The organism is Algoriphagus sp. (assembly GCF_039969895.1).
Classification (GTDB): domain Bacteria; phylum Bacteroidota; class Bacteroidia; order Cytophagales; family Cyclobacteriaceae; genus Algoriphagus.
This window is the reverse complement of the sequence record NZ_JBDVMZ010000012.1, coordinates 722701-747164: the sequence shown is the minus strand read 5'-3', so window position 1 is coordinate 747164 and position 24464 is coordinate 722701. Positions and strand designations below refer to the sequence as shown.

Genomic DNA, 24464 nt, shown 5'->3' with positions numbered 1-24464 from the left:
AGCCTGATTATTTACACTAATCAGGCTTTTGATTTTTAGGCAGTTTGCCTAGCATGCTTTCCTTCTCGGAATTCCTCAATCATTTTCTTATTGAAGGCAGCCAAATCCTTCGGACTTCTGGACGTGACAAGTCCGTTATCCACGACTACTTCCTCATCCACCCAGCTTGCTCCAGAGTTTTCCAGATCTTTGCGTATGGAAGGGAATGAAGTCATTGTTCGCCCATTAGTGACATTTGCCTCAATGAGGATTTGCGGACCATGGCAGATTGCTGCTACGGGCTTATGATCTTCAAAAAAGCTCTTGACAAAAGCCACCGAGGTCATATCTCTTCTTAGCTTGTCAGGATTAATGACACCACCTGGTAAAAGGAGTGAGTCAAAATCTGTCGAACTCACTTGATCAACGCGCGCATCTACTTTGATCGCATCGCTCCAGTTTCCGTCCTTCCACCCTTTGATCTCATCGTTTTCAGGAGAAATGATAAATACCTCAGCACCTTCCTTTTCCAAGGCACGCTTAGGTTCTACTAGCTCTGATTCTTCAAATCCGTTAGTAGCCAAAATAGCTACTCTTATATCTTTTAATAAACTCATAATTTATGTGGTTAAGTTGGCAATTACTTTCTGGCTAGAAAGCAGCTTCGGTTTGGAAGCTATAAGTAGTTTGCCATTACTATTCCAAAATAAAAAACCTACTCCAATTGGCTTGGAGTAGGATTTTTGAAGTGTAATTCATTTGATAATTCCACATTTTGAGCATTCCCCTCTCAAAATCGGCATCTGAAGTCAATCCGCATTATGACTTGAAATCCAAATAGCTTTTGCTCAACCATTTCTCCTCCAGGCTAAACTTTGCCCAGTCACCTTTTATCGTAGAGATAAACACCTCTTCAGATTTCATCAGATTGTCAACGATCGGAAATTCCGCACCGGGCCCACTTCTGACCCGAAGCACATTGGCATTTACAGTTGCTCTTTTCACCTCAGTGGTATATTTACCATAAACCCAGTGAGATTGGCTGTTAGAGATTTTGAGCCAGCCGTTAGACTCATCGTACACCCTCAATATGGCGCCCAATAAGGCGGATTCTCGTCCTGAGGCTTTGGATGCCGAGCCACTGGGTGCCGTTCTCACGTTTAGCGAAGTAGCTGTTACGGCTACATAATTTTCTATGGCCGGCGGCAAGCTCGGTAGATCATCTCCAGCCATGTGTTGTTGAACCAGCGGTAAAAAATAAGTGCTGCAATCATCCACCTTATTTCCGCCAAAGAAATTAGTTCCTGGGCATGATTTATTTCCTCCCGTTCCATTGTTCCGTTTTCCGGTACTGAGCTCAAACCAGTGGTGATAGATAATACTGATAGTATTCACAGGAAGTCTGAATTTACTACAGAGAGCGGCAGTCATCTGGACAATTGTCAGTCGATGTTCGTTGGTCATGGTATCTCCATTTTGATCAAAATTCCCAAGATGCTCTATACAGATGGAGTCGCGATTGGCTCCATATATACATGCGGGAGTAGCCTCAAGCGACCTTCCTGTCACAATAGTTCCGTCTGGAAAACTAGTGAAGTGCTGTCCTATATCACTCCAGCCATTGTTTCTCACGTGGTGATTTTTCATTGAGAGCTGCCTTTCAAAATGATTTCTACCATTAAAATGACTATAGTTAGGGCTCCAGGTATGATGCTGCTGAATGGTAATAATAGTGCGTGCGATACGCTGCGATTGTATCCAGGCTACAAATTCTCCACCTGTCATTTTTACAAAACCGTACTTACTTTCCATGCTAGTATTTAGTTAAAAGTGAAAAATTCTTTCCATCAATTTAATCAGTTTTCAGTAAGCATTAAAAATGTACGGGGTATAAGTTGACTCAACTGTATCTAGTAAGCTGAATCAAGTTGCTCAATTAAAGGACTTTGCAAGAGTGGGGATGGATATAGCCTGTTAAGGAATGGATCTGAAGGAGCTATGAAGTCAAGCAAACTTCTGAGCGCTTGAACCTCGAGTTGACTACCAAAAAAAGCCCCATCAAAATTAATTGATGGGGCTTATTACCTAGCGCGAAGTGCTTAATTGCCTTTTTCTCCGATAGAAATCATCGCACATCTGAAACCGATATGGTTGGTCGCAGAGTCCTGGTGCATAAATCTACGTGTACCCGGAGCAAGCCAGTATGCTACATCTCTCCAAGAACCGCCTTTATAAACTCTGAGCTCATCCGTCAGCATGGAAGTTTGATAAGTTTCTTCTTCATCATCAATCCCAGAATTCCTTATTGGGTTGAGGTCATCTACATCCTGGAAAGAAAGCGGGCGGTAGATATCCTGTACCCATTCGTTCATATTTCCAGCCATGTGATACAACCCAAAATCATTCGGGGCCATGTCATAGACATTAGTAGGAATGATATCTCCATCGTTAGCTTGTCCACCAGCAATCCCACCATAATCACCTCTACCTCTTTTGAAGTTGGCCAAGAAGTCACCTTGCTTGCCTTTTCTTTTGACGTTGTAAGGATTACGAACACCTCTACCATCCCAAGGATAGATACGGCCATACTCCTGATTTTCGTCTAAGTATTGAGTACCGATCATTGCTTTAGCAGCATACTCCCACTCAGCTTCAGTAGGTAGTCTATAGTCGGCTAGTGCTACGCCTCTCTCGATCAGCTGGTTTTTAGTGAAAGTGGAATCGATTTCTCTTTCTTTTCTGATGATTTCCTGAACATATTCTGTTCTCCACTTAGAGTAGGCATTTGCCTGGGTCCAAGACACTCCAGCTACAGGGTAGAAATTGAATCCTGGGAATCTGAAGTAATAAGACTGGTACATGTCATTAAATGTCATCTCTCCACCAGCCCATACGTTATCTTTTGGCTCTAATTTCAGAAGTGAATCTGCGCTCACTTTTTTCTTCATGTCGAAAAGATACTCTCGGTAATCATTGTTGGTCACTTCCGTTTCATCCAAATAGAAGTTCGAAAGCGTCACCGTCCTTTCTTGATTATCCCGAAAAGCCATCACATCTTCTTCTTGGGTGCCAAGTACGGCTCTACCACCTTGGATAAATTTCAAGTTTGGCCCCGGAATCTGCTCGGCATTTTTGGCTACAAAAAATTGAGTAGAATCTTGTTCATCAAAACTGAATTCTGCACCGGTCGTAGCACTTCTTTTACCCGGCTTATCGGCAGTTCTTCTACCATACCCGGGAGTTTTATTACATGAGGTTAAAATAGAGCTTCCTACTATCGCAAGAGCTGCTACCCACATTCCCCAAGATTTGTTACTCAGACACATATATATAATTGTTTTAAGGTCTTTTTCAGTGTGCTAATATAAATGCAATGTCAAGCACTTCCAATGATTTGGTGTGAAGTCCTTTTAATCATTTTGACAAAAAAGAGCCAAAATCCCAGAAAATCAACAAAATCGGTAGGCGAATCTGCAATTTTTATGCCACTAAATTATTTGAAAATCATGCATCATTCATCTCATTTAGCTTAATCTGAGCCTTAGAAATGGAAGAAACATTTGCTTGTGTAAGAATCAAACGATTCTTGTATTCCTTTATTTTGCAAAGCTTGCTATTCATCTGAGCAAAACGCATGATTTTTTGGAAAATCTCAGAGGAATAATAATCATCGCGGGTAGAAGGTAACAGGTGACATTTCATCACATTACCTTTCAGAACCAATTTTTCGATCCCAAGCTTTTCTGCTTTCCATCTCAAGCGAACTGTCTCCATCAAATCCGCAACAGATTCTGGAAGAGGTCCAAACCGGTCCAGAAGCATTGCTGAGAATTTGGCCAATTCCTCCTCATCTTTGATCGCATCTAGCTTGGAATAAAGCCCTAATCGTTCGCTGATATTCCCTACATATTCCTCCGGAATGAGCAATTCCAAATCCGTCTCTATCGTACAGTCTTGAACCAATACTTTGACTTTTTCTGACAAATCAGTCTCAAATAAGGCTGCAAACTCATTTTCCTTCAGCTCCTGTACAGCTTCATCCAGGATTTTATGATACATCTCAAAGCCTAGATCAGTAATAAACCCACTTTGCTCCGCTCCCAAAAGATTCCCTGCTCCACGAATATCGAGATCTTTCATCGCTACTTTGAAGCCATCTCCCAAATCTGAGAACTCTTCCAACGTTTGCATCCGCTTCCTGGCCTCCGCCGTCAATCCTGACATAGGCTGGGTGAGCAAATAGCAAAACGCCTTCTTATTGCTTCTACCAACTCGTCCTCGCATCTGATGCAAATCACTCATCCCAAACATATGAGCTCGGTTGATAATAATCGTATTGGCATTCGGAATATCCAGTCCTGATTCAATGATATTGGTAGAAACCAGCACATCGTAATCGTGATGAATAAAATCCACCATGACTTTCTCCAGCTTTTTCCCATCCATCTGACCATGTGCTCCTACTACCCGTGCATCTGGAACGAGCTTCATGATCAAATTAGCAATGGAATCGATCTCTCCCACCCGATTGTGAACGAAGAAAACCTGACCACCACGGCGTAGTTCATACGAAATCGCATCTCGAATCACTTCCTCTTGGAACGTCTGAACTTCAGTAGTTACCGGCTGCCTATTAGGTGGTGGAGTCGCAATCACAGACAAATCTCGCGCTCCCATTAGGGAAAAATGTAAGGTCCTTGGAATAGGGGTAGCGGTCAAGGTCAATACATCTACATTCACCCGAAGATTTTTCAGCTGATCTTTCACTTTCACCCCAAACTTCTGCTCCTCATCTATTACCAACAAGCCCAAATCTTTGAAGACAATATCCTTATTGACGATTTTATGGGTTCCTACCAGAATGTCGATTTCTCCGGTTTTCACCTGAGCTATAATTTCCTTGATTTCCTTCGCTGTACGAAAACGATTGATGTATTCGATTTTCACTGGAAAACTACCCAACCTTTCACTGAAGGTATGGAAGTGTTGCATAGCCAAAATCGTAGTCGGTACCAAAACGGCTACTTGTTTCCTGTCATTCACTGCCTTGAAAGCAGCGCGAATGGCAACTTCAGTCTTGCCAAAACCCACATCACCGCAAACCAACCTATCCATTGGGTAGGACTTTTCCATGTCAGTTTTTACGTCTTGCGTGGCGGCAGCTTGATCTGGGGTATCCTCGTAGAGGAAGGAGGATTCTAACTCGATCTGAAGTACAGAATCTGGATTGAAAGCAAAACCAGGTGCTGATCTTCGCTTTGCATAAAGTGCAATCAGGTCTTTCGCAATATCTTTAACCTGCTTTTTGGCTCTGGATTTTTTATTTTCCCAATCTGGCGAACCCAGTTTGGACATGGTAGGAACAGCGCCTTCCTGCCCGGAAAATTTGGAGATTTTATGCAGGGAGTGAATGTTTACATAAAGCAAATCATCATCTCTGAAAACAAGCCGGACAGCTTCCTGCATTTTGCCGGCCACATCTACTTTCTCTAGCCCCGCAAAACGCCCTACGCCATAATCCACATGGACGATAAAGTCACCAGGATGCAAAGCTTTCAGTTCTTTGATTGTGAGCGCTTTGGATTTACTGGCTTTGTCACGGGTTTTGTAGCGATGAAAACGCTCAAAAAGCTGATGATCTGTGAAGCAAGCTATTTTGGATTGCTTATCTTCAAAGCCCTCTCTCAAGCCTAATAGCATGCTTTGCACGTGCAAGGTTGGATCTAACTCTCTGAAAATCCCCAGCAGTCGATCTAGCTGTTTCTCATTTTCGGCAGTGAGAATATTGACAAATCCCTTCTTTTCGTTCTCCGCAAGTTGCGCTACGAGCAGGTCAAAATTCTTGTTGAAGGAAGCTTGAGGCTGTGATTCCCAAGAGAATTGCTTGGCATTTTTCAAGTAAAATTGCTTCCCGAATTCCACTCTGGAAAAATTGGCTGAAAGCGAAGCAAAGTTTTCTCCTTTATCAAATAAATCTCCAGGACTGAGGACAACTTTCGTGTTGTTCGTTTTATTTACTATTTGGTCAAAAGCCAATGAAGCCTTGTGAAAGCACTCGTCCATCACATCCAGTGTCAACTGATAATCCTTGATCCATACAATCGTCTGCTCAGGCAGAAAACTCAAGAATGATTGCCGCACTTCCTGCAGCAGCTTTGTCTGCACGTTTGGAATCAGAGAAATCTGATCCACAGCTGCAATAGATAGTTGGCTTTCTGGATCAAAAGTCCGGATGCTTTCTATCTCTTTTCCAAAAAGCTCCAAGCGATAGGGATGCTCATTGGAAAATGAAAACACGTCCAAAATCCCACCTCGAATAGCAAATTGACCAGGCTCATAGACAAAGTCCGTCCGCTCAAAATCATAACTAGCCAAGATCTCTGAGACAAACTCCATATCCACCTGCTCGCCTACTTTGGCAGAAAAGGTATTTTCAAGTAACGACCTTTTGTTAATCACTCGCTCGTAGATCGCCTCAGGATAGGTGATGATAATGCGTGATTTATCTTTCTCCTCTAGCACGAGATTCAGAATCTCTGAACGCATCAACACATTAGCATTGTCTATCTCCTCGTATTGATATGCCCTCTTGAAACTCGAGGGGAAGATCATGTGAGCTTCGGTATTCATCAAATTCTGAAGATCAGAATTCAGGTAGGCTGCTTCCTCCTTGTCTTGTGCTATGATCAGATGTGTTCCTCCTTTGGTCTGAAAAAAAGAGGAGAATAGCACCATATCCAAACTTCCCGATAAGCCTTTTATCTGGTGTGTGAGCTTGTCACCACTCGAAATTTCGTGGGCGATCGTTTGAAAAATAGGGTCTGATTGGTATATGGAAAGAAAATCGGGACGATCCAAAAGCGTGTGGTTTGATTCTAAGTTGGTGTCGCAAAGTTAGCGTTTTATGAATTCTAACGATTGAATCCAAAAAGCTTTTCGCAGTTTAATAAACATGGAAAGGCGACAAGAGTTCAGAATCCTTGTTTTGTCCTAAAAGGAAAGTTCTACTTAAAAACTAAATTTGCTAACCCTACAAAATACATAGAGGTTGAAATTAAATCTAAATATGCAACCATTTGCATGTAAGAATAAAAAATAAATTCAAGATTGAAATTGCACATCAATCGTCATCCTAGAGACTTTAATCATTTAGATTCTTGAATTTCCCTTCCGCTACATTTCCCTATCTTTGCCCCCTGATCACAAAACCAAAACCGGCCCTCAACTTTACTGAAGAGGCTATTGACATATAAATCCATGAGTAGAGAAGTTCGCGTAAGATTCGCTCCATCACCGACGGGGCCTTTACATATTGGCGGGGTACGCACCGCGCTTTACAATTACCTTTTTGCCCGCAAAATGGGCGGGAAATTCCTCTTGAGAATAGAAGATACGGATCAGGCGCGATTTGTACCTGGAGCTGAGTCCTACATTCAAGAATCTCTGGCTTGGCTAGGTATTTCCCCTGACGAAAGCCCTTGGAATCCTGGTAACTGTGGCCCTTACCGCCAGTCTGAGCGCAAGGACAGCTACATGCAATACGCGCTAGATTTAGTGGAAGCAGGACATGCATATTATGCTTTTGATACTGCTGAGGAATTAGAAGCTATGCGCGAGCGCTTGACGGCTGCTCGGGTGGTTCAGCCTCAGTATAACAGTATCACCCGAACTCAGATGAAAAACTCGCTTACGCTTTCCGAGGATGAAGTAAAGTCGAGACTAGCATCTGGAGAACCTTATGTGATCCGTGTGAAAATCCCACTCAAGGAAGACGTCCGACTGAATGACATGATCCGTGGCTGGGTGATGGTTCACTCCTCCACGCTAGATGACAAAGTACTAATGAAGTCCGACGGAATGCCAACTTATCACTTGGCAAATATCGTGGATGATCATCTGATGAAAATCACCCACGTGATCCGTGGTGAAGAATGGCTTCCGTCTGCCCCATTGCACGTATTACTTTATAAGTTTTTTGGTTGGGAAGATACCATGCCTGAGTTTGCGCACTTACCACTTTTGCTTAAGCCTGACGGAAACGGTAAGCTTTCCAAGCGTGACGGAGATAAGTTAGGTTTTCCTGTTTTCCCTCTAAACTGGGAAAATAAGGCAGATGGAGAAACAGCTGCAGGCTTCCGTGAGGCTGGCTATCTACCAGATGCATTTTTGAATTTCTTAGCTTTTCTAGGTTGGAATCCTGGTGATGATCGTGAGCTATTTTCTTTAGAAGAACTCATAGCGGCATTTTCTATGGAGCGAATCGGCAAGTCAGGAACTAAGTTTGACATCGCAAAAGCCAAGTGGTTCAATGAACAGTATTTGAAAGCTATGTCCACTGCGGCGTTGGCACCTTTTGTAATCTCCGACGCTTCCAAAGATGGAGAAATAATACTTCAAGATACGGCTGAGGCTTTAGCGGCTCTCATGAAAGAGCGCGTGACTTTCCCTGCTGAGATCTGGCAGGGAAGTAAATTTGTTGTGGTGGCTCCTACTGAATTTGATCAGGATGTAGCAAGTAAACGATGGAACGCAGACGCTGTCACATTGCTTACCGCTTTTGCTCAAACGCTAGAAGGATTTACTACTAATTTTGATGCGGAAACGGCTAAAACATTGCTAGGAGAAACTGCCGATGCAAACGAAATCAAGTTAGGAAAATCTATGCAGGCAGTCCGCCTGGCAGTGACCGGAGCAGGAGCAGGACCGGATTTGATGGAGATTTTTGCTATTTTAGGAACTGAAGAAGTGGCCAAGCGAATCAGATTTGCGTTAGCCACTTTAGAAGTAATCAGCTAAACACGCAAGCTATGACTAAGAAGAAAAAGAAAAACGAAGACCCGAAAGTTCACGAAGATCTGAGCGGCTTCAAAATGAATATTAATTCCTTTGGTGAAATTTCCTCCTCCTTTTCCATTGATAAAATCAACGAGTTTCTCAATAAGAATGTAGAGGACAAAAAACTGAAAGATCGGGACGATTTAAAATCTGACGAAAAGGAAAAGAAATCTTAATTCCTTCTACCTTTGAATACATAAAAAAAAAGCTCCCCAAATTGGGAGCTTTTTCTGTTTATACAAAGAACTTCAAGCGAATCACTTCCTGCTCGGTGAGGAAGCGGTAATGCCCGCGTTTCAAATCTTTTTTGTCAAGTCCTGCAAAAACCACTCGATCAAGAGCAGTTACCTCATAGCCCAAATGAGCAAAAAGCCTTCTCACAATTCTATTTCTACCAATATGTATCTCCAGTCCAAGAATCGTTCTGTCCAGAGATAACACTTGGAAATCATCCACATCCGCTTTACCATCTTCCAGTGTCAAGCCTTCAATGATAGCCTCTTCATCCTTCTTGGTCAATGGCTTATCCAAGGTCACTTGATAGATTTTCTTGATCTCATTAGATGGGTGAGAAAGCTTGGCAGCTAACTCTCCATCGTTGGTGAACAGCAGAAGCCCAGTGGTATTTCTATCCAATCGACCAACCGGAAAAATACGCTCTTCACACGCATTCCCAACGAGGTGCATCACCGTCTTGCGATCCATAGGATCATCGGTAGTGGTGATGAAATCCTTTGGCTTATTCAACAAAACGTAAGTAGGTTTTTCAGGATTGATCTTTCTTCCTTGATATACTACGCGATCGGTTTTCTTTACTTTTCTACCAAGTTCTGTGCAGACTTCCCCATTCAAAGTAACCAGACCATTGCTGATCAGTGAATCGGCTTCTCTTCTGCTACAGATACCGGAGTTGGCGATGTACTTATTCAGACGAATAAGATTCTCGGCATTCTCCATTTTTTTCTTCTTCTGAGGGAGAGAATCAAAATTGTAATCTGGTCGCTCAACGGTGGTGTCTTGGTCCACAAAACGCTTTTTAGCGAAGCCTTTGCCGTCTTTCTTGTCAGATTTGTAGGTAGGTTTTCCCGCCGCAAAAACTGGCTTCTGATCCCTTCCACGTCCCTTATAGATAAGGCCCTCTGGCTTTTCATTAGGTGACGGTTTGCTGGATTTAGCATCTCTTTTGTATGGTTTCGGGCTTTCAGCTTCTTCTTTTTTAGCGAAAAATTGCTTCTTCACTCCACCAATTTCTTTCTTTTCTGTAAAGCTCGATCCTTGTTCTTTCTTAGGAGAAAAGTTCGATTTGGAGCCAAACTTCTTCTCACCTAGTGACTTGAATCCTGGCTTATTGCTTGTTCTTGGTTTTTTATTGAATTCAGAGAAGTCGTCCTCATTTTTACCAAAAGACTTCTTACCTGAGCCAGATTTAGAAAAGCCTGAGTCTTTTGATTTATTAAAGCCTTCGGACTTTCCTTTGTATCCTTCGGACTTCCCTTGGTAGCCTTCAGATTTGTTTTTGATTCCATCTGACTTCCCTTTGTAACCGCCTCTTTGGCCTGAATTAGACGGTTTGGAATCTTTTTTACCTTCGCCGAAAAACGGCTTTTTTGAATTGTTATCTCTCATAGATTTGCAACATCACTGCTGTATTAATTGTGTATGATTAAGCGATTGGTTTTCAAGTCCTTAATCGGGTCGCAAAGGTAAGGCCTATCTGGAGATTTCTAACCATACCCTTCAAAAATAATCATGTTAGCGCATATCTGCCAGGTTTTTCAATCAGGTCCATATAGATCCGAATTATATCAAAACACTTTTATTAAAACCCAACAGCGTTGATTTACACGATACTACTTCATGTTTTTGTAAAAGTGCTCTGTCGCATTACGAACAGACCCTTCACTGAGCAAAAGTTTTTGGGCGGTTTCCTCGTCCAGACCAGTTGCTTCCATGATCATCTTAGTGCCTCGTTGTACCAGCTTAGCATTGGAAAGCTGCATATCTACCATTTTATTTCCTTTTACTTTTCCCAGCTTGATCATCACGGAAGTTGAGATCATATTAAGAATCAGCTTTTGGGCGGTACCGGATTTCATTCGTGTGCTTCCCGTGATAAACTCTGGGCCTACTACCGCTTCAATCGGGTGATCTACTTCTTTGGAAAGTGGGGAGTCTGGATTGCAGGTAATGCTTCCTGTCAAAAGACCTTTGGCCTTAGCTGTTTTCACTCCACCGATTACATAAGGAGTGGTGCCTGATGCAGCTATCCCGATTACGGTATCATTTTCATTGAAGCCATACTCGAGAATATCATTCCAAGCCTGGTCGGTATCGTCCTCAGCGTTTTCTACTGCTTTGCGGATCGCGGTGTCACCTCCTGCGATGATACCCAACACCATGTCGAAAGGGACACCGTATGTAGGTGGGCATTCAGAAGCATCTAGTACTCCCAGCCTACCACTCGTGCCTGCTCCGATATAGATCAACCTACCTCCTTTTTGCATTCGGGGCACGATCTCAGCTACAAGGTTTTGAATGTTTGGAATGACTAGCTCTACAGCTAAAGGCACTTTTTTATCCTCTTTGTTGATATTGCGCAGCAAATCCAATAAATCCATTTGCTCCAAATTGTCATAATGAGAGGTACTTTCAGTTACTTTCATGTGTTTTTTATCGGGTCTTAAAGAATTTTAGAAAACTAGGTAGGATCATCGGGAATCCTGTGATGGTCTGATTTTATAAGGTCTCTTGATGGTAAAGCGTCAAGCCTGCAATCGGGCTTTCTATGATCAAATTTACATTGATCTGCGAATCAGCTGCAGCTTTGCGAAGTATATCGCTGTTGTAAAAAGCAATCGAGCCTACGAAGTTCACCGGTTTCTGTGTGTAATCTTTGTACTTCATCACGTGCTGTTTGAAAAACTCCTGAAATGAGCTGTAATACAGCATATAGCAATAGGGATTGGACTTATGTTCCGTTATAAATCTACAGAAACTAGCCATGTACCTGTTTGGAAATGGTTTTTGATAGACATTCTCCTGAATCACTGTACTATTCAAATGAAAGCGTTCGGTCAGCTCTTTTTTGATATCTAGGGGCATTTCATCATTGATAAAATCCTTCAAAAGTTTTCTGCCCACATAGCCTCCGCCGCCTTCATCTCCAAAAAAATATCCTGGAGAGGGGCGTTTATCGACGATTTGCGTCCCATCATAGTCGCAGCTATTTGATCCTGTGCCTAGTATGCAGGCTATTCCTGCGAGGTGACCACAAGTAGATTTGGCGGCAGCTGTGAGGTCATGATCGATCGTGATTTTAGCTTCTGGGAATATCGTTTTCAAAGCCGATGAGACTTCATTCCTCCTTTGATCTGTAGAGCAACCCGCTCCATAAAAAAATATCTCTTGAATCTCTGGAACTAAATCAAGCAGGAAATCGCACTTCATCAGAAGGGAAATTTCCTCTGAAGTCTGATAATAAGGGTTAAACCCTATGCCTCTGTACTGACTAATTCTTTTGTCGGCATGAATTACTCTCCAGTCTGTCTTGCTGGATCCACTATCTGCGATTAAAATCATTTAGCTAATTGCCCTATGGCTTGAAATTTTTCAAATACTTTTTCTGTATGTGGAGCGTCTGGCAATTCCTCGGTCAGATCTTGTCCAGCCCAATGTTCGTAATGCATGCCTTTTTTCCAAAGTCTCGAGCTACTCACATCATAAATGACCCCATTATAGGCTACCCAAATCTCTGGTTTATCCTGTCCATTTCGTAAAGCCAGTTGCTGTTTGGTATAGGTCTGCATTAGAGAAGTTTGATTTGAGCATTGATCCAACGCTCAGGAATCTCACCCCGTTGAGCCATTTGGTAATCCGCATAACTACAGGGTACTGTGCTCACCCGGTCAAACTTTTCTGTTTCATTATGTGGAATCTCCATCCACCATTTGCCACTTCTTTTACTTTTGTAGAAAACCAACGTATTTGGTTTGGTATCTAAAGAAACTGTGTATTTCGTGTAGTCAGAACTTTTAAAAGAAAGACTGTCTTTGCGAGAATAAAATCCCTCCAGAAAATACCATATCATCACAGAGACGACTTTTGCAGTCTTATTTACCGAATCGTCGAAATAAGGATCATAGCCGTAAATCCCAAGAGAGCTTAATTTTTCATTGGTGCCAGCAAACCAGCAAATCTGGCAAGCTTCCTCAGCCGTTAGCCCAAAAGGCTCAGCATTGACTGCCCCAGGAGCATCGGCAGATTGTATAGCACATAGGTCGAAACTAAGCAAATCAGCATTTCTAATCAGAGGCTCTACTTCTTTGAATTCACTTCTCAGCTCTCCGAGACGAACATGCTCGAAATATAGCTTTTCCACCACATTGATCAACGAAGGATCAACTAGGAAACTCTGGTAAGCTAAATGTGCCGATGAAAACAAGAAGTTAGGCTGATGAAGAATGATTTCTTGGGTGTGCTGATCAGCTAGCGGTCCTTCTTCCTCCATGTCTAGTTTAGCATCTACTGTCAAGAGACTTACTAGTTTTTTCATTTTTTGGTAGGACAAATACTGTCCGTAGTCCAAATCATGTGATCCGCCAAAATAGATTGGAAGAATTTGCTGCTTCATGAGGTATTCTCCCACTTCCTGCATTCTCTGATAAGTATCACTTAGCCTCTGGCCGGAGATCATATCTCCCAAATCCGCCACACGATATGCCCCAAAGCCTTTCTTCAGCTCATAAAGTTTCTCCCGGATCTCACTACTACCTCGGTCAGCACTTTCTATTTTTGCGAGGCCTCGATTCTCTTTAATGCCCACTAGGGCAATTTGTACTCCTTTGAGGTCAGGGAATTCTTCTCCAAAAAAGTGTATTTGTTTAAAGAATGAGTTTTCTGGGTATTTTTTCTGCCAAAGGTATTCGGCTACAGGGTCAAAGTAAGATTGGATATTCATAAGGGGTGATTGTCTCAGGTAAAAATAATCAAAAAAGGCACCTAACCTCGAATTTTGGAGCAGACTTCCTATTTCTAGATCAATCTCTATTTTTAGAATAAGTTGGGATTAAATAAAAAATCCCGCTGAGAGCGGGATTTTAAGTAGTGATTATCCTCCGAAATCATCGAATCGGATATTTTCCTGAGGGATACCTAGATCATCTAGCAACTTCAATACTGCTGAGTTCATCAAAGGAGGACCACATAGGTAGTATTCTACCTCGTCTGGCTCAGGGTGATTTTTCAGATAGTTATCATATAATACTTGGTGAATGAAACCAACGTAACCGTCACCTTCATCCTCAGGAGATTTCTTGATTTTCCAATTGTCTTCCGGAAGTGGCTCAGATAGTCCAATATTGAACTGGAAGTTCGGGAAGTCTTTCTCTATGTCTCTGAATTGAGGTACATAGAATAGCTCTTTCTTGGATCTACCACCGTACCAGTAAGATACTTTTCTGTTAGTTTTCTCTGTATGGAAAAGGTGGAAAATCTGAGCTCTCAATGGAGCCATACCTGCACCACCACCGATGTAAACCATCTCGCGTTGAGTAGGATTAATATGGAATTCACCATATGGACCGGAAATGGTTACCTTATCACCAGGAACTCTAGAGAATACATAAGAAGAACAAACACCAGGATTCACATCCATCCATTTGTTATTCGCTCTATCCCAAGGTGGAGTAGCGATACGAATGGTAAGCATAACGATGTTACCTTCAGCTGGGTGATTAGCCATAGAGTAAGCTCTAAATAGCTCTTCGTCATTCTTCATCGTCAAATCCCAAAGACCGAACTTGTCCCAATCACTTTGGTACACGTCTGCCGGGTGACCTAAATCAGGGTGTGGAGTAATATCCATACCTTTGAAGTTCACCGTGATGATAGGAACGTCAATTTGGATATATCCACCGGCTTCGAAATCAAGCGTCTCACCTTCTGGAAGTTTCACTTTGAATTCCTTGATGAAAGTAGAAACGTTGTAGTTAGAAATAACTTCACATTCCCACTTCTTGATGCCGAAGATTTCTTCCGGAACTCGGATCTTCATGTCATTTTTCACTTTCACCTGACATGCAAGGCGGACGTTACTTTGCTGTTCTGCTCTGCTCAAGTGACCGACTTCTGTAGGTAGAACTTCTCCTCCACCTTCTTCGACCACACATTTGCACATCGCACAAGTTCCGCCACCACCACATGCGGATGGAAGGAAGATTTTTTGACTACCAAGCGTAGAAAGCAAGGTTGTTCCTGCTGCTGTTACGATTGGAGAACTCGCGTCACCATTAATGATAATGTTAACGTCACCTGAGTTGACCAGCTTAGACTGGGCAAAAAGGAGAATAAATACCAGTAGCAATATGATTATTGTAAAAGCTACAATGGATGTGATAATTACTGAACCCATGAAATTTTGGTTTAATTTTTCTTATGGATTGGCCCAATACGGGAGCACAAATATATTTATTAATCACTAAAACAGACCAAATCGATGTTCAAATATGGCCCGAATAATCAAAACCTTTTAGAAGTAACTCTTTTAGTTATTTAAAAGGTTTAGCAGCGTGGTCAATCGGCCTTTAAGTTGACGTCGATCAACAATAAAATCCAGAAATCCATGCTCCAAGACAAACTCTGCACTTTGAAATCCTTTTGGCAAATCCTTACCAATCGTCTCACGAATTACCCGGGGCCCTGCAAAGCCTATCAAAGCTTCTGGTTCTGCAATATTGAAATCGCCCAACATCGCGTAAGAAGCAGTGACTCCACCTGTGGTCGGATCTGTCAGCATAGAAATGTAAGGAATACCTGCTTGATCTAACAACGCAAGCTTGGCAGATGTTTTAGCCATTTGCATTAAAGAAAATCCTGCTTCCATCATTCGTGCACCACCCGACTTGGAAATCATTAAGAATGGAATTTTATTTTTCAGGGAGTGATCAATTGCACGAGCTATTTTTTCACCTACTACTGACCCCATGGATCCACCGATGAAATTAAAGTCCATACATGAAATCACGATATCCAACCCATTCATTTTTCCCACGGCAGAACGAACAGCGTCATTCAACTCTGTCTTCTTGATCGTGGCTTCTATACGTGAAATGTAAGGTTTGGTGTCCGTGAATTTCAAAGGATCGCCGGAGGTCATATTGGCATCCAGCTCTTTGAATTTATTGTTGTCAAATAGGATTTCGAAATACTCCTTCGAACCAATTTTTACATGAAAATCATCATCTGGACACACATAAGCGTTGTTTTTCAGCTCTCTGGTATGAATGATATTTCCATTTGGGGTCTTAAACCAAAGGCCATCAGGTGCATCTTTCTTCTCAGCGGTAGATGTTTTGATGCCTTTGTCAGTTCTTTTAAACCAAGCCATATTGAGTTTTTAGGTTGTTTTTGACGAGTCAAAGGTTACAAATTTAGTCGTTAAATCTGGTAAATAAAACCTGATTAGAAATAGCTCTTCAATTCAACTACACAAAGGAAAACGTACCAATCTGGAAAATCGCTTTTTCAGGGATTAATAATTACCTTATTTTGAATTGAAAGATTCAGAGTAGCTTTTACTCTGTATTAGATAACCCTATCCCACTAGCTACTCATGAACTTAGCCGTTCTACTCCTCATTTCTGCTGTCATTTTATTTATAGCTTACAAGGTTTATGGCAACTTTGTCTATAAGAAATTTGGTCTAAACGATAAAAATCCAGCGCCTTCGCATACTCATCGGGATGGAGTGGATTATGAGCCCAGCAAGCCTATAGTGGTGCTAGGCCATCATTTTGCATCAATCGCTGGAGCAGGTCCAATTGTCGGGCCGATCATTGCAGTGACTTTTGGATGGATCCCAGCTGTGATTTGGATTTTGGTGGGTGGAATATTTTTTGGGGCTGTGCATGACTTAGGAAGCATGGCTACTTCCTTGAAAACAGATGGAAAATCGATCGGCGTGATCATCCGGAATCAAATTGGGATGAAAGGAAAGCAGCTATTTGTCATCTTTAGCTTTTCTACCCTAATCTTAGTTATTGGCGTTTTTGCGGATATTATCGCCAAAACTTTCGTCACAAACCCCGGCGTAGCTTCAGCTTCTATTCTTTTTATTCTGTTGGCAATTGTTTTCGGTGTCGTCAACAAAATGATCGGCAGCAAAAAAACAGCATTTATCGTCATCTCTGTAATTGGGGTACTATTGATGTACTTCTTTGTGTATTTAGGAATGAAACTTCCATTTGTACTGGATTATAAAATCTGGGTTTTGGCCCTATTGGCTTATGCCTTCCTTGCATCAGTCACTCCGGTCAGCATGCTGCTACAGCCCCGCGATTACCTCAACAGTTTTTTGCTGTATGGATTGATCATTGCCGCCGTCCTCGGTGTAGTGATTGCCAATCCCGAAATCCAGATGAGCAATGAAATCCATGTATCAGATGACAATCTTGGCTATATTTTCCCTGTGCTCTTTGTGACTATAGCCTGTGGTGCTATCAGCGGATTTCATTCTCTAGTAGCTTCAGGGACCACTTCCAAGCAATTGAATAAGGAGTCGGATGCAAAGTTGGTCGGTTTTGGAGGAATGTTGATAGAATCGTTCTTGGCCATTATTTCAGTTGGTGCAGTGGTGATTCTGTCGAGATCTGAATATGCGGCAAGGCTCACAGGAGAAGGACCGGTGGCGCTTTTCTCCACTGGCTTGGGAGGAATGATCGCAACGCTTGGGATTTCAGAGGAGTTTGCCGTAGGATTTGTGGCACTGACAGTCTCTGCCTTTGCATTGACGACATTGGATACTTGTACTCGTTTGGCTCGATTTACTTTACAGGAATACTTCGAAGATGTACCCCAGGCAGCAGGCCAATTTCTAGCAAAAAATAGGTATGCATCAACTGGAATTGTGGTCGTCTTTTCTATTCTTCTGTTGTTATCAGGAGAGTTTACCACACTCTGGCCAATATTCGGTTCCGCTAATCAATTGCTGGCAGCACTGGCTCTATTGACAATCGCAGTCTGGCTGATTAAGAAAAAAATCAATGCGCTCTTCGTGACGATACCCATGTTTTTTATGTTTACGGTTACCTTATCTTCATTGGGACTTTTTGCTTGGAAAAACTTCAAAGACGAGGTCTATGTGCTTTCCATCATTGCCGCTCTACTTTTTGTATTGGCTATATCCTTGATGGTTCTGGCGACAAAAAGCTTAAAAAAAGAAGTCAAAGAACCCGCAAAGGCTCTTTGACTTTTTGTGCTCTTATAAGGAATTGAAAACCTCTTTTGCCTTTTTAGGAATTCTTACCGCCAGCGTGAAATTGATCAGATAATCGGCGAAAGCAGCATCTCCATGAACTTCATTGTCTGGTGTAGAATTCTCGATATCGGTTACACTTTGCGTTCTGTTTCTGAATAAAGCAATAGGTACATTCAATGTCCCAGTCACATTTCCCAGCATGTAACTAATGCCTGGCTCCACGGAAATAATATAGCCAGGCCTTCTGAATCCTTCACTTCCACCAAATACATCGTGGACTGGAATTCCTTCAATTCTTCCTCCTAGAGATGCTCCTAATCCATGCACTTTTTCAAAAGAATGGAAAACACCAGTTCTCAATGCAAACTGATCCGGCACACTCATGATCGCTTCATTTTCATATCTTCTATTAGTAGGCGTGCCGTTTGTTTCCTTAGGATTGAACATATAAAATCCATCGTAATACAAGAAGTTGGTACTTCCGATGTTCCACAGCCCTTGAAAATCTACGATCAAACCTGTGCCACCATCACCTAATTGGATGGACTGATCAACTGTCTGCTCGGTAGGCACACTTTCTAGGCCTTTGTAAAAAGTACTTGTGGCAGCATAATCTCCTGTTGGAAATTTGATTCCAAGACCAATTGCCGTGTTACCTTTTTGAGCCTTTTCTCCAGAAAGCAACCAATATCCAGCACCAATTCTCATATCGCCAAAGCCTTTGGAATAGGTCGTATGTCTTTCAGTTCGATTATGTTCGTAAAGCGAACTTCGTTCATTGTATTGAAATGGCAGAGAAACGAGACCATACAGACGCTCTGAGAATGCATAGCTGATATTGATGTCCAGACCGTGCTGCATATTGATCACTTCCGTGTGATCTGTAATACGATTGTGTTCTTCTTCAGTTCCTCTGAAATGTCTAAATGACTTGAAATAGCGGTAATTGGCACTTACGTTCCACTCACCTTTATTGAGGATATTTCCTTGACCCACAGCATTTCCCAGTCCGGAAAATTGTCTGATGGCTACGCAACCTTGAGCGAATAATTCAGATGGTGCAAGGTGAAGAAAAGCAAGTATGATTATAAGTATAGAATATTTTTTCATGATAGATTGGATAATTTCTTGACAAAATTTTAAAAGTTCTTAAACACCAAGTAGCAGGTATCATCCATTAAGTTTAAATGGTGCACCAGATCACTAGGCTGGAATTATTCCCAGCTAGCATTTAAGTATTTTGAATTGAAGAATTATCCCAACCTAGGTGGCGGGGTATGGAGCTGAAAAAACGGATTCGTGTAAATAAGGAAATGAAACTCGGGTGAATCAATCCCATTTGCTACCTGAGTGAATGCCAAGTTGTTTTTTATGGGCTGAATATAGTCTTTGGCTATGAGCTTAATAGATAGCTTACCATTTTGATCTTGGGAGTTTTCGTCGTCAGTCAAAAAGGAAATCCACCTTTTAACTGTATTGTCCAATACCTCTCTGGCAGTATCTGGTACCACGACGATTTGAAGTGTGTCATTTTGGTAACGTTGCTTGATAGCACGGAAATATTGACCGTCTTTTTCAAATGAAGCATTCGTAGGATGAAATTCTTCCTGATTGGCCATGTAAGGAGCAGAAAGAGGTACTTCAAGTAATATCTCTTGAATTTTCACTGAATTCTCCCCATAAATTTTCTCCTCCCACTTACGCTCAATATGCTGATCGTAGGAAAAATAGAATGCATAGTAGCCAAAATGATAAATGGCAAAGCACACAAAAAGAAATAGAGAAAGGGCTTTCTTCAATTCTGAATTAATTACAAATCGAAAAGTATTAAAATTCAAATTGCAAAACCAACTCTACCCAAAAATAAATAATCCATTATTTTATGAATTAACACCTTTACAAAATTATACTCCGTATAATTTCAATTTTTAAAATAATATCTTACGAATAGTCCAATGAATAAAAATATACTCGCAGCAAACCCATAAATTTTTAGGACTTTAAGACGGTTCATCCTATCCAAAAACCAAAGGACGAATACTGGCTTGACCAAACCCGCAATCAAACTGGCTAAACAAAAATAGAACAGAAACCAAATCAATACTTCTATGGCTGCAATCATAGCGTAAAACTAAAAAAGGAACAGCAATGCTGTTCCTTCTTCTTTATAATACCTAAGCGAAAATTACTTTTTACGCTTGATCTCCTTCATTTCGTAACCTTCGATCGTATCATCGATCTGGATGTTGTTGAAGCCTTTGATAGAAATACCACATTCGTATCCAGCTTTTACTTCAGCTACATCGTCTTTGAATCGCTTCAATTGATCGATCTCGCCTTCGTGAATTACGATACCGTCTCTGATCACGCGAATCTTGTTCTTTCTGGTAATGAAACCATCCGTCACATATGAACCTGCAACAGTTCCGACCTTTGTGATTTTGAACACCTCACGTACCTGAATGTTACCCGTGATCACTTCTTCAAATTCTGGCTCAAGCATACCCTCGATAGCATCTTTGATCTGGTTGATCGCGTCGTAGATGATAGAGTAATGTCTGATTTCGATCTCTTCCTGCTCTGCCAATTTCTTGGCGTTAGAAGAAGGTCTTACCTGGAATCCTAGGATAATCGCATCAGAAGCAGAAGCTAGCAAGACATCTGACTCGGAGATCTGACCAACACCTTTGTGGATTATGCTCACTTTTACTTCATCTTTCGATAGCTTCAATAGTGAATCAGAAAGTGCTTCTACTGATCCATCCACGTCACCTTTTATGATGATATTCAATTCTTTAAATGATCCGATTGCCAAACGACGACCGATTTCATCCAATGTAATATGTTTCTTAGTTCTTAAGCTTTGCTCTCTTTGGATCTGCTCTCTAGAGTTAGCGATATCTCTTGCTTCACGCTCAGTATCGTAAACTTTGATGGTATCACCAGCTTGAGGGGCTCCACCTAATCCCAATACCTGAACTGGCGTAGATGGACCTGCTATTTTCAGCTTCTTACCCTTGTGATCAAACATTGCTTTTACACGTCCGTGATGCTGACCAGCTAGAATAATGTCTCCAATTTTCAGCGTACCAGCTTGTACCATAATAGTAGAAACATATCCACGCCCTTTGTCCAAAGAGGCTTCTATGACTGTACCTGAGGCATTTTTATCTGGATTCGCTGTAAGCTCCAATACTTCAGATTCAAGGAGAACTTTCTCTAGCAAATCATCCACACCTTCACCTGTTTTAGCTGAAATATCCTGAGACTGATATTTACCACCCCACTCCTCAATTAGGAGATTCATGTTTGCAAGCTCTTCTTTGATCTTGGCAGGGTTGGCGTTTGGTCTATCTATTTTGTTGATCGCAAAGATCATCGGTACACCAGCTACCTGTGCGTGATTGATCGCTTCCTTAGTCTGAGGCATGATGCTATCATCTGCAGCAATAACTATGATCGCGACGTCGGTGATTTTTGCACCACGTGCTCTCATCGCTGTAAAGGCCTCGTGACCAGGAGTATCAAGGAAAGCTATTTTATGACCAGTCTTGGTCATTACATCATAAGCACCGATGTGCTGGGTGATCCCTCCTGCTTCATCAGCAGTCACTTTGGACATACGGATGTAATCAAGCAAGGAAGTTTTACCATGATCGACGTGGCCCATGATGGTGACGATAGGTGCTCTCTCTACCAATTGCTCAGGCGTATCTTCTTCTTCCGCCTCAATCTCATCTTCTATGGATTTGGTAAATTCTACTTCATAACCAAACTCATCAGCAATGATTGTTATAGCTTCGGCATCCAATCGTTGGTTAATCGAAACAAACATTCCTAGAGACATGCAAGCAGATATAATCTGATTGACAGAAACATCCATCAAGGCTGCAAGGTCATTTGCTGAGATAAATTCAGTAACCTTTAAAACCTTAACTTCATCTGTTTCGAAATCTACATCTCGATCTCTTTCCGCCTTCTTGTCTCTGCGGCTCTTGCCTTTTCCACCACCAGTACTTTTGCCTTGAAGACGAGCTAAAGTCTGCTTTATTTGATCTTGAATTTCTTTTTGAGTTGGTTCAGCCTTTTGAGCTCTTACAGGAGCTCCACCTCTTGGATTTCCACCTGGACGGTTTCCACCTCCTTGATTAGGTCGGCCACCTGGTCCACCACTTGGGCGATTTGCTTGACCAGGTCCTCCTGGCTTATCTATACGCTTGCGTGGACGTTTTTTATCTCTTCCTCTTTCGTCAGAGGATGCTACAGGCCCGCCTTTTTTCTTAGGTCGATCTGCAGGTAGTTCTATTTTACCCAGAACTGTAAGTCCTTTTAGTGACTCAGCTTTTGCGGCTATTACTTGGTCTTTAGCGACTGGTGCTTCAGGAGTATTAGTTGCTGGTTGTGGTGCAGTAGGCTTTGGTTGTTCCTTCTTCTCTTGAGGTGCCTGAGGCGCATTTGGCTTTTTGGCATCTTGAGTAGGTCGCGGCTGAGGCTTGTTCTGCTGAGGAGCTTGCTGCGGCTTCCTAGAATCTCCAGGCTTTTGCCCTTGCTTGTGATGACCTTGTTGTTGCCTATGTTTAGGAACAGCAGAAGTATTTTTGCTAAGGTCAATTTTACCCAGGACTTTAATACCCTCTAATTTAGGGGCTTCGGCAGAAACTTTATCCGAATCGGCAATCGGAGTTGGTACAGAAGATGGTGCAGGTGTAGGGGTTGGCTCCTCCACTGCCTTTGGAACAGGGGTTGGAGTTGGCGCTGGTGCTGCAGGCTTTGGTGCTTCTGAAGCCTTAGGCTGAGAAGTTGGAGCAGGCGCTGGTGCTGGCTTTGGCTCCTCCTTTGGAGTTTCTGGCTCTATTGAGATAGGCTCATGGCGCTTACCTATAGAGAGGTGGGATGCCTCCTCTTTATCCAGGGCAGAAGATTTGAACTCCTTATTCAGCATTTCAACTTGATTCATGTTGATTTTTGAATTCGGATTATTCTCCACCTCATAGCCCTTTTTAGCCAAGGACTCAACTATGGTTGCCGTACCCACGTTGAGTTTTCTGGCTATTTGGCCTAAACGCATCATTTTTTCTTCTGACATAAGCAAAAACTTCTTTCGAAATCTTAAATAATTAGGGTATTACACGGGGATTAGTTCCCGCTTTATTGATCAAATTCTTGTCCTAGGATTCTGAATATCTCGTCCACAGTCTCTTCTTCAAGTTCTGTTCTACGAGTTAAATCCTCTTTGGTCAGGCTCAATACGCTTTTGGCAGTATCTAGGCCTGTTTTCTTTAATTCGTCGATGATCCAGCTGTCGATTTCATCGACAAACTCTCTCAAATCAACGTCTTCTTCTTCGCTCTCATTCAACTCACGGAATACGTCGATCTCATAACCGATCAACCTGCTCGCAAGCTTGATATTAAATCCTCCTTTACCGATAGCAAGTGAAACTTGATCTGGCTTCAGGAATACTGATATTCTTTTGGTCTCCTCATTCGCAGTGATTGAAGACACTTTTGCAGGGCTCAATGCTCTGGTGACATAAAGCTCAAGGTTTTCTGTGAAATTAATCACATCTATATTCTCATTCTGCAATTCTCTAACCACAGCGTGAATTCTTGAACCTTTCATGCCCACACAAGCACCCACCGGGTCTATACGATCATCGTAAGATTCCACAGCTACTTTAGCTCTCTCTCCCGGCTCTCTCACGATTTTGATGATCGTGATCAATCCATCATATACTTCAGGAACTTCATTCTCGAACAATCGCTCCAAGAAAATAGGCGAGGTTCTAGAAAGAATAATTTTTGGGTTACCATTGGACATATCCACTCTGTGGACAATTGCCTTTACGGTATCGCCTTTTCTGAAGCGATCTTTAGAAATTTGTTCTGCTTTCGGCAAAATCAATTCGTTACCATCTGCATCCATCAGGAGGATCTCTCTTCCTAAAATCTGATACACTTCAGCACTAACTATTTCTCCTACTAACTCTTCATATTTACTATAGAGAATATCTTTCTCTAGATCTTTGATTCTTTGGATCAATGTCTGACGGGCCATTTGCACAGCACGTCTTCCAAAAGCTTCTAGTTCGATTTTCTCGTAAACCTCTTCACCTATTTCAAAATCAGGCTCGATTTTACGGGCTTCTGTGAAGCTGATTTTATCTAAATCCCAAATATCCTCAGAATTGTCATCGACAATTTCCCGGATACGGAATATCTCAAGATCACCTTGATCAGCATTGATGGTCACGTCGAAGTTTTCGTCTGTTTCAAACTTCTTGCGAATCATCGCTCTGAACACATCTTCCAAGATACGGATCATCGTAGGTCGATCCACATTTTTAGATCTCGCAAATTCAGCGAAGGATTCTATTAAGACTTTGGCATCCATTTGT

Annotated in this window: 18 protein-coding genes; 3 read left to right on the top strand and 15 right to left on the bottom strand. The window is 42.0% G+C overall.

Features of this window, described 5'->3' with window-relative positions; all coding sequences use genetic code 11:
* Positions 1-35: 35 nt before the first annotated feature.
* The 4 genes from ABJH64_RS09305 to mfd form a co-directional block, all read right to left on the bottom strand.
* Positions 36-596, bottom strand: coding sequence for a type 1 glutamine amidotransferase domain-containing protein (locus tag ABJH64_RS09305; protein WP_348274565.1), 561 nt, complete (start codon positions 594-596; stop codon positions 36-38).
* Between the two features lie 202 nt (positions 597-798).
* A complete protein-coding gene (locus ABJH64_RS09300; RefSeq protein ID WP_348274564.1) occupies positions 799-1791 on the bottom strand; it encodes an N-acetylmuramoyl-L-alanine amidase in 993 nt (330 codons plus the stop codon).
* A gap of 287 nt (positions 1792-2078) precedes the next feature.
* The gene (gene gldJ, locus ABJH64_RS09295; RefSeq protein ID WP_348274563.1) at positions 2079-3305 is read right to left on the bottom strand and encodes a gliding motility lipoprotein GldJ; all 1227 of its coding nucleotides are present in this window, start codon (positions 3303-3305) and stop codon (positions 2079-2081) included.
* 178 nt (positions 3306-3483) lie between these two features.
* Positions 3484-6837 (bottom strand): transcription-repair coupling factor, encoded by a 3354-nt coding sequence (gene mfd, locus ABJH64_RS09290; RefSeq protein ID WP_348274562.1) that lies wholly within the window; start codon positions 6835-6837, stop codon positions 3484-3486.
* A 399-nt stretch (positions 6838-7236) separates the two neighbouring features.
* On the opposite strand from mfd, the gene gltX reads away from it, so the two are divergent.
* Positions 7237-8775 carry a glutamate--tRNA ligase gene (gltX, locus tag ABJH64_RS09285; protein ID WP_348274561.1) on the top strand — a complete coding sequence of 513 codons (1539 nt, stop codon included), beginning with the start codon at positions 7237-7239 and terminating at the stop codon, positions 8773-8775.
* An 11-nt stretch (positions 8776-8786) separates the two neighbouring features.
* Complete coding sequence (locus ABJH64_RS09280; RefSeq protein WP_348274560.1) at positions 8787-8990, top strand: hypothetical protein; 204 nt, start codon at positions 8787-8789, stop codon at positions 8988-8990.
* 58 nt (positions 8991-9048) lie between these two features.
* On the opposite strand, the gene ABJH64_RS09275 is transcribed toward ABJH64_RS09280, so the two are convergent.
* From ABJH64_RS09275 to accD, 7 genes are all read right to left on the bottom strand, one after another.
* Positions 9049-10440, bottom strand: coding sequence for a pseudouridine synthase (locus ABJH64_RS09275; RefSeq protein ID WP_348274559.1), 1392 nt, complete (start codon positions 10438-10440; stop codon positions 9049-9051).
* 224 nt (positions 10441-10664) lie between these two features.
* A complete protein-coding gene (murQ, locus tag ABJH64_RS09270; protein WP_348274558.1) occupies positions 10665-11477 on the bottom strand; it encodes an N-acetylmuramic acid 6-phosphate etherase in 813 nt (270 codons plus the stop codon).
* 73 nt (positions 11478-11550) lie between these two features.
* Positions 11551-12393: an N-acetylglucosamine kinase gene (locus tag ABJH64_RS09265; protein ID WP_348274557.1), complete on the bottom strand. Its 843-nt coding sequence runs from the start codon at positions 12391-12393 to the stop codon at positions 11551-11553.
* Positions 12390-12620, bottom strand: coding sequence for a cytochrome b5 domain-containing protein (locus tag ABJH64_RS09260; RefSeq protein WP_348274556.1), 231 nt, complete (start codon positions 12618-12620; stop codon positions 12390-12392). The genes ABJH64_RS09265 and ABJH64_RS09260 overlap by 4 nt, the downstream gene beginning before the upstream one ends.
* Positions 12620-13771 (bottom strand): formimidoylglutamase, encoded by a 1152-nt coding sequence (locus ABJH64_RS09255; RefSeq protein WP_348274555.1) that lies wholly within the window; start codon positions 13769-13771, stop codon positions 12620-12622. Before ABJH64_RS09255 ends, ABJH64_RS09260 begins: the two co-directional genes overlap by 1 nt.
* A 150-nt stretch (positions 13772-13921) precedes the next feature.
* Complete coding sequence (gene nqrF / locus ABJH64_RS09250) at positions 13922-15223, bottom strand: NADH:ubiquinone reductase (Na(+)-transporting) subunit F (RefSeq protein ID WP_348274554.1); 1302 nt, start codon at positions 15221-15223, stop codon at positions 13922-13924.
* A gap of 132 nt (positions 15224-15355) precedes the next feature.
* The gene (gene accD / locus ABJH64_RS09245) at positions 15356-16198 is read right to left on the bottom strand and encodes an acetyl-CoA carboxylase, carboxyltransferase subunit beta (RefSeq protein WP_348274553.1); all 843 of its coding nucleotides are present in this window, start codon (positions 16196-16198) and stop codon (positions 15356-15358) included.
* A gap of 225 nt (positions 16199-16423) precedes the next feature.
* Here accD and ABJH64_RS09240 point away from each other — a divergent pair, with 225 nt between their 5' ends.
* Entirely contained in the window at positions 16424-18058 is a 1635-nt protein-coding gene (locus tag ABJH64_RS09240; RefSeq protein ID WP_348274552.1) for a carbon starvation protein A, read from the top strand.
* A 12-nt stretch (positions 18059-18070) separates the two neighbouring features.
* Here the strand turns inward: ABJH64_RS09240 and ABJH64_RS09235 are convergent, their stop codons facing one another.
* The 4 genes from ABJH64_RS09235 to nusA form a co-directional block, all read right to left on the bottom strand.
* Positions 18071-19177, bottom strand: a complete 1107-nt coding sequence (locus ABJH64_RS09235) for a hypothetical protein (protein ID WP_348274551.1) — start codon at positions 19175-19177, stop codon at positions 18071-18073.
* 143 nt (positions 19178-19320) lie between these two features.
* Positions 19321-19866: a hypothetical protein gene (locus ABJH64_RS09230; RefSeq protein WP_348274550.1), complete on the bottom strand. Its 546-nt coding sequence runs from the start codon at positions 19864-19866 to the stop codon at positions 19321-19323.
* Between the two features lie 386 nt (positions 19867-20252).
* Entirely contained in the window at positions 20253-23153 is a 2901-nt protein-coding gene (gene infB, locus ABJH64_RS09225; RefSeq protein ID WP_348299255.1) for a translation initiation factor IF-2, read from the bottom strand.
* A gap of 62 nt (positions 23154-23215) precedes the next feature.
* A complete protein-coding gene (nusA, locus tag ABJH64_RS09220; RefSeq protein WP_348275347.1) occupies positions 23216-24460 on the bottom strand; it encodes a transcription termination factor NusA in 1245 nt (414 codons plus the stop codon).
* Between the last annotated feature and the right edge of the window lie 4 nt (positions 24461-24464).